This window comes from uncultured Algoriphagus sp. (genome assembly GCF_963974365.1).
Lineage (GTDB): Bacteria > Bacteroidota > Bacteroidia > Cytophagales > Cyclobacteriaceae > Algoriphagus.
Genome location: NZ_CAXBBX010000001.1, coordinates 19,540 through 31,492 on the forward strand (window position 1 = coordinate 19,540; position 11,953 = coordinate 31,492).

Annotated in this window: 9 protein-coding genes; 7 read left to right on the forward strand and 2 right to left on the reverse strand. The window is 42.6% G+C overall.

Annotated features, from left to right (window positions below):
• Nucleotides 1-14: 14 nt before the first annotated feature.
• The 7 genes from AACZ87_RS00095 to AACZ87_RS00125 all read left to right on the forward strand — a co-directional run bounded on the left by AACZ87_RS00095 (nt 15) and on the right by AACZ87_RS00125 (nt 8,925).
• Nucleotides 15-1,349 carry a TldD/PmbA family protein gene (locus AACZ87_RS00095; RefSeq protein ID WP_339863671.1) on the forward strand — a complete coding sequence of 445 codons (1,335 nt, stop codon included), beginning with the start codon at nt 15-17 and terminating at the stop codon, nt 1,347-1,349.
• Nucleotides 1,350-1,494: 145 nt separating this feature from the next.
• Nucleotides 1,495-2,112: a DUF4159 domain-containing protein gene (locus tag AACZ87_RS00100; protein WP_339863673.1), complete on the forward strand. Its 618-nt coding sequence runs from the start codon at nt 1,495-1,497 to the stop codon at nt 2,110-2,112.
• Between the two features lie 2 nt (nt 2,113-2,114).
• Nucleotides 2,115-3,113 carry a MoxR family ATPase gene (locus AACZ87_RS00105; protein ID WP_339864519.1) on the forward strand — a complete coding sequence of 333 codons (999 nt, stop codon included), beginning with the start codon at nt 2,115-2,117 and terminating at the stop codon, nt 3,111-3,113.
• Nucleotides 3,100-3,969, forward strand: a complete 870-nt coding sequence (locus AACZ87_RS00110; protein ID WP_339863675.1) for a DUF58 domain-containing protein — start codon at nt 3,100-3,102, stop codon at nt 3,967-3,969. The genes AACZ87_RS00105 and AACZ87_RS00110 overlap by 14 nt, the downstream gene beginning before the upstream one ends.
• Nucleotides 3,969-5,141 (forward strand): BatA domain-containing protein, encoded by a 1,173-nt coding sequence (locus tag AACZ87_RS00115; protein WP_339863676.1) that lies wholly within the window; start codon nt 3,969-3,971, stop codon nt 5,139-5,141. Before AACZ87_RS00110 ends, AACZ87_RS00115 begins: the two co-directional genes overlap by 1 nt.
• Nucleotides 5,138-7,306, forward strand: a complete 2,169-nt coding sequence (locus tag AACZ87_RS00120; protein ID WP_339863677.1) for a hypothetical protein — start codon at nt 5,138-5,140, stop codon at nt 7,304-7,306. The genes AACZ87_RS00115 and AACZ87_RS00120 overlap by 4 nt, the downstream gene beginning before the upstream one ends.
• Entirely contained in the window at nt 7,303-8,925 is a 1,623-nt protein-coding gene (locus tag AACZ87_RS00125; RefSeq protein WP_339863678.1) for a hypothetical protein, read from the forward strand. The genes AACZ87_RS00120 and AACZ87_RS00125 overlap by 4 nt, the downstream gene beginning before the upstream one ends.
• 195 nt (nt 8,926-9,120) lie before the next feature.
• Here AACZ87_RS00125 and AACZ87_RS00130 read toward each other — a convergent pair whose 3' ends face one another.
• Both AACZ87_RS00130 and AACZ87_RS00135 read right to left on the reverse strand, forming a co-directional pair.
• Nucleotides 9,121-11,391 carry a molybdopterin cofactor-binding domain-containing protein gene (locus tag AACZ87_RS00130; RefSeq protein ID WP_339863680.1) on the reverse strand — a complete coding sequence of 757 codons (2,271 nt, stop codon included), beginning with the start codon at nt 11,389-11,391 and terminating at the stop codon, nt 9,121-9,123.
• Nucleotides 11,392-11,402: 11 nt separating this feature from the next.
• Nucleotides 11,403-11,861 carry a (2Fe-2S)-binding protein gene (locus tag AACZ87_RS00135; RefSeq protein WP_092895145.1) on the reverse strand — a complete coding sequence of 153 codons (459 nt, stop codon included), beginning with the start codon at nt 11,859-11,861 and terminating at the stop codon, nt 11,403-11,405.
• Nucleotides 11,862-11,953: the final 92 nt, after the last annotated feature.

Consider the following 11,953-nt stretch of genomic DNA (forward strand, 5'->3'; position numbering starts at 1 on the left):
TCAACGCGGAAATTATGGCCATATTAACTAAAGAACAAGCAAAGCAAATTATAGATAAAGTACTTTCCTATTCCACAGCAGACGAGATGGAAGTTTCCATTTTCGGGGGAAGAACAGGCAATATTAGATATGCCAGAAACACTGTTAACACCAGTGGTGAGACCAATGAAATTAGACTAAGTGTCAATTCGGTATTTGGCAAAAAAGTAGGGTCATCTTCTACCAACGAGCTGGATGATGCATCGCTCAAAAAAGTAGTAGCGCGTGCAGAGGAAATCGCAAAGTTAGCTCCAGAAAACCCGGAGTATATGCCTATGCTCGGACCACAAACTTATCCAGAAGCTGCTACCTTCAGTTCGGCTACTGATAAAATTGATCCTGAGTTTCGTGCTAAACTTGCAGGAGATAGTATAGAGGTGAGTAGTGGAGGAGATCTGACGGCTGCAGGTTACTTGGAAGACTTCTCAGGATTCGTAGCTAGTGGAAACAGCAAAGGTCTATTCGGTTATAATACCAGCACCTCAGTTGATTTCTCCATTACTGTTAGAACAACAGATGGAACAGGGTCTGGATATGCTACACGTGATTTTAATGATGTAAACCTTCTGAATTCAAAAGAGGTAACAAGCATTGCTATGCAAAAGGCACAAGCATCTGCAAATGCACAAGCTATTGAGCCAGGCAAATACACAGTGATTTTAGAGCCTACAGCAGCCGGAGATTTGATGGGACTACTCACACGAGGTTTTGATGCCAGAAGCGCTGACGAGGGACGAAGCTTTATGAGCAAAAAAGGAGGTGGAACCCGACTTGGAGAAAAGTTATTTGACGAGCGCGTGACCATCACTTCTGATCCTACCAATACCGAAATCCCTATGGCTCCCTGGGATGGCGATGGATTGCCTATGCAAAAAACTACCTGGGTGGAAAACGGAGTGGTAAAAAACCTTGCTTATTCTCGCTTTTGGGCAGAAAAGCAGGGAGTGAAGCCTCTTTCAAGTCCTGGAAGAGGATTTGGAGGAGGTGGGTTTATTTTCGCTGGCGGAAATGAATCCATTGCTGATATGATCAAAAGTACTGAAAGAGGTGTTCTCGTGACTAGATTCTGGTACATCAGAGCTGTAGATCCTCAGACCTTACTTTTCACTGGCTTGACCAGAGATGGTACTTTCTACATCGAAAACGGTCAGATCAAATTCCCTGTGAAAAACTTCCGTTTCAATGAGAGCCCGATTATCATGTTGAATAATATTGAATCTATGGGTGTACCTCAGCGAGTAGGAGGAAGCTTGATTCCAGCCATGAAGATTCGTGACTTTACGTTCACTAGTTTGTCAGACGCAGTTTAAATCAGTTTACAGTGATCAGTTTGCAGTCTCAGTTCGGCTGCTTACTGATCACTAATTATTTATTGAAACTTGTTTTCTATAAACTGAAACAGCGACTGACTACTGTTAATCGTAGCTGCGATGATACTGAATACTATTCACTGAAATGCAACCTTTCTTCTTCACTAGAATAAAATACAATTCCGGCAATTGGGATACAGATCAGCGCATGCCGATCAACCTGCTCAACTCTCTGGTAGAATACACCACTATTCCGGTGGATGAGAAAGAGAAAGTTGTTGAGCTGAGCAGTAAGGAGATTTTCAAAAGTCCCTTCTGCTATATCAGTGGACATAAGTTGGTGGAGTTCTCCTCGGCAGAGCGGCAGAACTTCAAGACTTATGTAGAAAATGGAGGCTTTGTCTTTGCCGATGATTGCAATCACGACATCGATGGGCTTTTCGCAAAATCCTTCGAAGCCGAAATGGCTAAAACCTTTGGAGAAGATGCGCTCCAGAAAATCCCCAATAACCACCCAATTTATTCCTCCTTCTTTGAATTCGAAGATGGCCCTCCGGCTACTTCATTTGAACTCAATGGATGGGGAGATGACCTAATTCATGATTACTTGAAGGCAATTGTTATAAATGGCAGAATAGGAGTCCTTTATAGTAACAAAGATTATGGCTGCGAATGGGATTATGACTTTAGAAACAAGCGATTCCTGAAAGTCGATAACACTAAATTTGGTGTCAACATAGTGGTTTATGCATTAACACAATGAGTTTGGAAAACACAGAATTAACAGCATATAAAGAGTTGGTGGCTAAGATTCCCCAGCTCAAAAAAGAAATAGCTAAAGTCATCGTCGGTCAGGAATCTGTGATCGAAGAGATTATCATTACCCTGTTAGCAGGGGGGCATTGTTTGCTGGAAGGAGTGCCTGGCCTAGCAAAGACATTGATGGTGAATTCTCTTTCGCAAGGGATGGAGCTGAACTTCAAAAGAATTCAATTTACACCCGATTTGATGCCAGGGGATATTCTTGGAACTGAGATCTTGGAAGAAGACCATGAGACAGGGAAGAAGTTCTTTCAGTTCAATAGAGGTCCGATCTTCGCCAATATGGTGCTGGCTGATGAAATCAATAGAACTCCTCCTAAAACTCAGGCAGCGCTATTGGAAGCCATGCAGGAAAAGGTGGTGACCTACGGAGGGCAGCATCATCCGCTACCGGCTCCTTTTTTGATCATAGCGACGCAAAACCCGATTGAGCAAGCCGGAACCTATCCGTTACCAGAAGCGCAGCTAGATCGCTTTCTTTTATACATCAAATTAGGTTATCCTTCCGAGCAGGAGGAGCTGGATGTACTGGAAAAGACTACTGGGACTTACAAAGGCAAACCTGAAGTAGTCTTCACCGGTAGCGATATTCAAAACTTACAGAAGCTGACAAGAGAGGTTCATATAGATTCTCAGCTGTTGATTTACATCAATAAGTTAATTCGAGCTACAAGGCCTGATAATTCACAAATACAGTCAGTTATAGATTATGTAGAGTGGGGTGCAGGCACCCGTGCCGGACAGGCTTTGATCCTTTGTGCCAAAGCTAGAGCCTTGGTGAAAGGTCGCTATTCAGTCACTCCTGAGGATATCAAAACACTCGCATATCCTGTCTTGAGGCATAGGCTTTCCCTTCATTTCCGGGCAGAAGCTGAGAATATCCAGCCAGATGCGGTTATCTCCAAAATCCTCGAAGCGCTCCCGATACATGCAGGCAAGTAATCTGGAAATCATCAAACTAAATAACCTTAAGCTCGCCGCTAAGATCATCAGCGAGCAGCTGAAACATGGCGTACATCTCGGTAAGAGGGTTGGTGTGGGTTCTGAGTTTGAGCAGTACAGGTATTACGAACCAGGTGACGACCCTAAGAGGATCGATTGGAAGTACTTTTCCAGGTCTGGCAAGCATATGATCAAGGAATCCCAAACAGAGAGCCATTTACAGATCCGTATGATGCTTGATTTGTCCGGATCGATGAAATACGAGGAAAATGGGATTAAGCGCTTAGACTACGCTAAAAACCTCCTTGCTTCCCTAGCATACCTAGCACATCAGCAAGGCGATTCATTGAGTTACTTTACCTGTCAGGATGGTAGAGTGGAGCAGAAGGTCTCTGCCTCTCCCAAAGCGTTCCAACGCATGCTGTACTTTTTGGAAGAAGAGACAGCAGCTGGTTCTTGGCCAGTGTCAAAGCAGGTGTTCCCAGTCTTGAAAAGCAGGCAGAAGGAATTGATCATTCTGGTTTCTGATTTTTTGCAAAAGGATAATGAGTGGCTGGACATAGTGGAGCAAATGCGCCACCCCAAAAAAGAGATTGTGCTATTCCAGATTTTAGGAAATCAGGAAATGGCGTTTGATTTAAAGGGCAATTTCACACTTCAGGATTTGGAGTCAGATCGATCAATTATTCTAGATGGAAAGGCGATAGAAAAAACCTATAACGATTCTATAAATAACTATTTATCAGAATTTAAACAATCTTTACTTATACCTCAAGTTCATTTGTTTCAGGTGCGATTGACGGATTCTATCGCCGGTGTGATCAGTGAATTTTTATCACAAAGATCCCTATTCTGATGCAGTTGCTACAGCCCATATTGCTTTGGGGTTTGCTCGGAATTAGCATACCTTTTCTTATCCACCTGTGGCGTGGAAGAAAGGGAAAGGTAATGTCTTGGGCAGCGATGCATTGGCTCCCAACTCAAGAAAGTTCTGTTGCAAAAGGCATACGATTAGAAAATATTTTGGTGCTTTTGCTGCGGATTCTGATGCTTGTGATATTGGTGTTATTGCTCAGTAAGCTATTTGTTCCAAAGCTTAGTAAAGTCTCTGAAGAGCGGATTATTCACCTGGTGCAACCTAGTGAACAGATCACTGAGGAATATAAATTTGAGCTTCAGCAGGCGCTGGAAAAAGGTGAAGAAGTCTATTGGGCAGATGAAGCTTTGACCCCAATTGAATCCATAGAAGATTTGCTTTTTGAGGATATGACTTTAAATCTACAGGCAGCTCTGAATAAGCTTCCTTCTGAAGCTACTGACCTGAATCTGTATTTGAGCAATTCGGAAAACACGTTTGGTTCATCGTTCTTTTTAAGCAATATCGAACCAAACCTGTACTTAGGAAGTGCAGATATTACTACGCCTAAGCCTCAGACCGTTACTTTAGGTGGAGAAAAAACACTGGTAGTAAACGAGCAAGGGTTATTGGATTCTCTTCCAAAAGGGCAACAAGCCGAAGGGGAAAGAGTATTTGAGAAGGAACGATTTGGATACTTGTTAAATGAAGTGTCTTCTTCAGAGCGGACATTTATCCAAGCCGCTCTAGAGGCAATCAATGATGTTTACGGGTTTGAGTTTGAAGAAATGCAGCAGTTGGAAGAGGCAAAGTTGATTTTCGATAGCAAGCTGCCTGCAGAAAGGAAGAGTGATAAGCTTTACTTTGTCTCGGATAATTATTCCTATTCAGAGCAATCAAACTTGCTTACTTTCCCGGATCAGTTGGATTTTGAGGAATCTGAGTTGGTTCAGACAGGAAAGCTTCCGGAAGTGATTTTGGAGGCATTTCTCTCATTTTCTGGAATTGAGCGGCAAGACATAAAGTTGAGTCAGTCTCAGTTTGAGCGCAGGTTTATTGTTGGAGGGAGAAATACCCAGGAAAAGAAAGCCAACCTCGATTTGCTCCTTTTAGGGCTATTGCTGCTTTGTTTTGCAGCCGAGCGATACTTTGCAAACCAGCAAGGGATATGAGCAAAATCGAACGCTATATCGCCAATATTGAGCGTCAACTCTATCTTCAAGTTGGGTTGAAAGCATTGCTCTCAGGGTTTGCTCTGGCTGTATTTTCCATTATTTTCACTTCTTCTATCTTTGCGATTAGCGTAATAGGGTTGAGTGGATTCTTGGTTTTCGGGTATTTTTTGGGTTTGTTCCAACCTAAGCGAACACAGGCTTTACGGCTACTTCATGATAGTTTTCCTGACTTGGAGTTCAGTCTGGAACTCCTTTCCAAACCATCAAAAAACATCGCTGAGCAACTTCAGTGGGAGCGGGTGAATGCTACTTTTCAAGGTGGAGCAATTGAGATTTGGTATAAGAATACCTGGCCCTTCCTGAGTGCGGTACTTCTAATTTTCGCAGTCTATGGTCTATTGCTTTTGAGCTTACCGACGGAAAATTCATCCAAAACTCAGGTTAAGTCGGAAGATAAACTGGAGGTGAATTCAGTGGCAAATTTGCCAGTGGAAATGAGTTCTGTGGAAATTTCTATCGTCCCGCCAGCCTATACCGGCTTGCCAAATACTATTCAATCAGAACTTTCGGTAAAGACAATTATAAACTCTGATATTAAGTGGGTTGTGGAAATGGTGAATACCAAGGATATATCTTTAGAATTGATCAATTCGAATGGGAAAAGCCTGCCTTTTACCCAATCAGAAGAAAAATTTATTCTTCAGGATAAAATGATTGGATCTGGGATTTATGCCCTTCAGGCAAGGAGAGATGAAAAGGTGGTATACGAATCTGATTATTTTCCATTGGAGGCAATTGACGATTTTGCGCCTGTGATTCAGCCTAGTGAAAAGGAGCTTTACAAGTACCACTTCACCAAGGATCCACAGGTCATGCAAGTGAAAGCCAAAGTGTCTGATGATTTCAAAATAAAGGAAGTTTATCTGGTAGCAACATTAGCAAGAGGTTCTGGCGAGAATGTGAAGTTCAGAGAAAATCGAATTTCCATACCGAAACAGAATTTCAAATCTGAAGAGCTAGCAGTCACCCTGGATTTGAAATCATTTGATTTTCAGCCCGGGGATGAATTGTATTACTATTGGGCCGCTATGGATAATAGATTGCCCGAGTCTAATTTTTCCTGCTCTGACACCTACTTCCTCAATTATGTAGATTCCACAGGGGTGGAAGAACAGGACCTGATAGGCATGGCGATCCATGTGATGCCTGAGTATTTCCGTAGCCAGCGGCAAATTATTATTGATACTGAAAATCTAATAGCGACTCAGAAAAGTATGTCTGAGAAAGAATTTAATTCAGCCTCGAACCTAATTGGTAGCGATCAAAAGCTTCTTAGAATGCGCTACGGTCAGTACCTAGGTGAGGAAAATTCAGAAACTAATAATGGCTCTGAGCCTGTGGATTTCCTCGCTGGCCATGACCATGATCATCCTCACGAAGCTGGAGTTGTCAATTTGGTAGCTGAGCATGAAAAAGAAAAATCGGGTAGCGAACCTAAGGAAGTAGAGGCAAACGACCTTGAAGATGGAATGGGAGGGCTTATGAGTGCATTTCTGAATAAAACACAGTCCTCTACACAGGCTAACTTGGATGAAAATTCTTCGATGAGCCTTTTGAAAATGGCTTTAGAGGAGATGTGGGAGTCTGAGCTGCATCTTCGCCTATTTGAACCGGAAAAAGCCCTGCCATTTCAACAAAAAGCACTGGAATACCTGAAAAGCGTACAGCAAAAATCACGAGCTTATGTGAAGAGAACGGGTTTTGATCCGCCTCCAATCAAGGAAGAGGAAAAGCGACTGACAGGTGAATTGGAGGATTTGAAGGATCAAATTGAAATAGAGCAAATTGCTATGGAAAGCCGACTAGCACCTTTGGCGTCTAAGGTTCTAGGCTTGTTGCCAAAGCAGCAGCTTTCTGCCGTCGATAAGGCTTTGGTGCAGAAATTCGGAGAACTCTGGACAGCCCGTATGAACTATTCCGGTTTGCAAGATTGGTCGGTGTTATTGCAGCTTCAGGAATTGAATTCCGGCAAAATAAACGAGGAAGGAAAGAAGGAACTGTTTCAAAAATTATATCCTTTGATCGCCCGCAGAGAAGGTGTGAATGCATCTTTTCTCAAACAAAAAGAATTAGAAAAAGCCTTTTGGAGTAAGTTACAATGATTCAATTTGAACCTCTGATTTCCTGGACTTGGGCTTGGCTATTCGCTTCTGCGATTATCCTTATTTTGGGCGTTCAGCTTTTCTGGATATCTAAATCAGATCTGAATGCCTCCAGAAAGGCAATTAAAATAGCTCTGAACGGGTTGTTTTGTCTTGTACTGATTGCATATGTATTTCAACCGCTTTGGTCCTCACATCGAGCAGAAGAAGCGATTTTATTGCATTCGGCTGAAAGCGCTAAGGATAAAATACGCTATTGGAAGGATAGCCTGAGAGTCAAAAAATCGGTCGCTATCAATAACTACAAAGCAGAAGGGAATCCAGTTTATCTGCTTGGATCTGATTTCTCAGAGGCAGAGTTATTGAAAATTGCAGCCAAGGATATCCTTTGGATTCCTGATTTTGAAGACGGGTCAATTTCGTTTCTCGAATGGAAAGGGTTCCTTAGGGAAAGTGAAATGCAGGCTGTGAAGGGCAAAATAGTGACTCAGGAATCGATGAAGATATCAATTTCCAATCAGGGAGAAACGTTAGCAGAAACTGTCACTGATTCTCTTTCGGGAACTTTTAAGCTTGAATTTCCTGCAACTGTAGTAGGCAGAAATGAGCTTAAATTGATAGCTAATGATAGTTTGCTTGGCTATGTAAATTTCTTTACCCGAAAAGGGAGACCAATTAAATACCACTTGCAATTTGGGTTTCCGGATGCAGAAATCAGGACCTTGACTCAGTTTTTGATCAATTCGGGCAAACAGGTGACTGAGCAGATAGATATTTCGAGAAATTCTATCCTTAGTTCCGGAAATACAGGATCGGATTCCCTTGAGTTTCTAATCATAGATCCTGCACAGCTGTCTAAGAAATCAACGCTGGAAGCAATTGAAAGCGGAGCTTCGGTTCTGGTGATAAACCTGTATGAGGTAGCAAGTGATATTGCTGCGATAAACAAGACATTTGAAACCAATTTTAAGGCGAAGAGAGCTACGAGCGAAGAGCGGAGGGAAATAGCCAATGATTTGGATGCTGAACCGTACGAGTTTGAACCTGCCGTGGCGCAAAAGTTTCTTTTTGATCACGCAGTTGCAATGGAGCAAATCGGAAATGCTAAAGTAGGCGTGAGTTTGCTGGGTAAGACTTTCCCTATTAAACTGGCTGGAGATAGTCTGAGATATCAGGCTGTTTGGAAAGAAATACTTGGAGTGATGATTCCTTCAGAAACTGAAGCAATTGAACTAACTCAGCCCGTTTTTAATGGTTTGGAGTCTGAAATTCAGTTGAATAGAGAAAAGTTTCAAGTAGATTATATTACTATTGAATCCGATTCAGTTTTTTTACAACCATCTCTGGTAAATCCTTTTAGCAAGACTGGGCGCTTCGTCAGCTTGGACTCCGGTTGGGTTTCTCTGGGCGATAGTTTAGAATATTATAGTTATCTGTCAGAAGAGTGGCCAAGTTTGCAATCAGCTAAACTGAGGGCTGATTTCTTAACTATGCAATCGAAGAAGGATACTTCTTCGACAATTGCTAATTCGAAGGAGAAAATTTCTGATTGGCTTTGGTTTGGGATGTTTTTATTGGTTTTGACTTTGATTTGGCTTGAGCCTAAGGTTCTCAATTAAGAGTTCGTAGCGTACTCTTTGGATCGTGAGAATAGTGATCTAGTCTTTTTTGCTCCATTTGTTATTCCAATAGCCCGCTTATTTGCAGTTAACATTCTAAAAATTTGGAGTAACCAAATCAACACTTGACTATGTCAATAGCTTGAAATCAAGCCTTCATTGACATAGCCAAAGTCGATTCTTTTGGATAAGAAATTACATTCTTAAATTTTTCATTTTTAGTATTTGCGGCTGGAATGGTTGCTCATAAAGCCTTTTGCCAGTTGCCTTGTAAAGTGAATTTCCTAACGCTGCAAAAACAGGAGGGAAGAGTGGTTCGCCCAATCCGGTTGGTTCTTCCTTATTATCTACGAAGTGAACCTCAATTTTTTTAGGAGCTTCTGAGTGGCGGATCATTCTATAGGTGTCGAAGTTTCTTTTGGTAGGAGCTCCATTTTCAAATGCCATTTCACCATAGAATGCATTGCCTATCCCATCAATTATCGCTCCTTCACCCATGTTGGCCGCTGCGTCTGGATTTACTACGATTCCGCAATCCACCGCTGCATAGACATTTTCTACCACGGGTTGATTGTCCTTGATACTCACATCCACCACTTCGGCTACATAGGAGTTATGACAGAAATAGGCCGATACGCCTCGGGAAATTCCATTTGGAACATTGGACCAGTTGGACTTATCCCTCACTAATTCCAGCACTCCAGCATATCGCTTAGGATCATAGTCATTGTCTTTGCCCACGGGATTTGTTTCCGCTCTTTTCAGCAATTCCAGTCGGAATTCAATTGGGTCTTTGCCCATTTCCTCTGCCAATTCGTCCAGGAAGCTTTGCTCTGCTCCGGCGATAAAGTTGGATCTAGGCGCTCTGAAAGCACCAATAGTAATATTGGATTCAATTTGCCAGCCTTCTGCCAGGTAATTATCAATTGCTCCAGCAGGGAATCTATTCGCATGAATAGGAGATTCCGGAATCCCACCTGCTTTGACATGCAGCGCGAGTAAATTGTTGTTTTCATCCAAGGCAGCGCGGTAAGTGGCTGAATAGGTAGGTCTGTAAACACCGGCGCTCATATCATCCTCCCGGGTATAGACCATTTTCACTGGAGCCTGAATTTTCTGTGAAATCAAGGCGGCCTCAGTCAAATGATGGCTATAAGCCCTTCGCCCAAATCCACCGCCCATACGGGCAAGGTTGATTTGAATATTTTCTTTAGGTATTCCCAGACTGCTTGAAAGCGTTTGACTGATCTGTTCAGGAGCTTGGGTTGGTCCATAAATGACTGCTTTGTCTCCTTTCACATCCGCAAATGCATTCATAGGCTCCATGGTATTATGTGCCAAAAAAGGAGCTGTATAGGTTCTCTCGAGAACTCTTGCAGCTTTCTTGAAAGCAGCTTTAGGATCACCGTCTTTTCTAAGCACATTTCCAGGTTTAGTGATATACTCGGCCATCTTTTCCTTATGCGTATTGGAGTTCTCCAGCCCACTAGGAACTTTGACGTCAGATATATTTCCACCCCATCCAGCCATTTTGAAATTGCTTTCCGGTGCTTTCTCCCATTCTGCTTTGATGCTTTTCTTGGCCTGTAATACTTCCCAGGTGGAATTGCCGACTATGGCAATGATCTCCGGGAATGTCGTGGTGTCAAAGAAATTACGGCCATAATCATCTTTGAAAATCTTTACTTCAAATGCATCCTGAATTCCAGGCATAGAAGTCACAGAACTTTTATCAAAAGATTTGATTTTCATTCCAAATGCCGGCGGATGAACGATAGCCGCATACTTCATCCCTTCCACCTTATGATCCATAGCAAACATAGGTTTGCCTGTTACGATTTTGGATCCATCTACATTCTTTTTGGAATTGCCAATGATTTTGAAGTCAGAAATATCCTTCAATTTGACTGTCTCAGGATCTGGAGCTTCTAAGGTTCCCGCCAAAGAAGCCAGCTCACCGTACCCAGCTTTTTTGCCGGATCCTTTATGTTCTACCATTCCAGCATAGGTGGTGATTTCTCCTGCAGGCACATTCCAGGTTTGGGCTGCTGCGTTCACAATTAGTTGACGCGCTGTCGCGCCTGCTGTACGCAAAGGAGTCCAACCAGAACGGATTCCCTGGCTCCCTCCTGTAAACTGACGGTCGTAGCGCTCTGGATAAAAATCTGCCTGCTCTACAAATACATTTTTCCAATCCACATCCAGTTCTTCTGCTAGAAGCATAGGAAGGGAAGTCTTTACATTTGAACCAAATTCAGGATTTGGGTTAAAAAGCGTAACTGCCCCATTTTCACCGATTTTGATGTAGCTGTTTATTTCAAACCATTCTTTAGGCATGGTGAGAACCTGCTCAGGAGTAGGCTTGCATCCTGCCAGCCAACTAAAGCTCAGCATCATTCCGCCTCCAGCAAGTGTGGAGACTTTCAGAAAGGACCTTCTATTTAACTTTTTATCTAGTAATGTCATGATCTAGGGATTTAAGCTGATTTAGCGGCAGTTTTGATAGCTGCTTTGATTCTAGTGTAGGTTCCACAGCGGCAGATATTACCGTTCATCGCATTATCGATGTCCTCATCGCTAGGACTGGGATTACTTTTCAAAAGTGCAGTGGCTGACATAATCTGACCTGCTTGGCAGTAGCCACATTGAGGAACATCATGCTCCAGCCAGGCTTTCTGTACAGGATGATCACCTTTTTCGGAGATACCTTCTATGGTAGTTATTTCAGCGTTTTCTGCTGCCGAAACTGGCAATTGGCAAGATCTCACCGCATTGCCATCCAGGTGAATGGTACAGGCTCCGCATTGTGCGATGCCACAGCCAAATTTGGTACCGACCAGATCCAGATGATCTCTCAAAACCCAAAGCATAGGAGTGCTAGGATCTACGTCTACGTTGAGAGATTTACCATTGATAGTTAAGTTGTACTGTGCCATAAGTGTTGTATTTATCTCTAAATTAATTATTTACAAGGAGTGATGCTTACGAAATTCAAACGAAACGCATATTCTGCCACTGATTTGAGTTA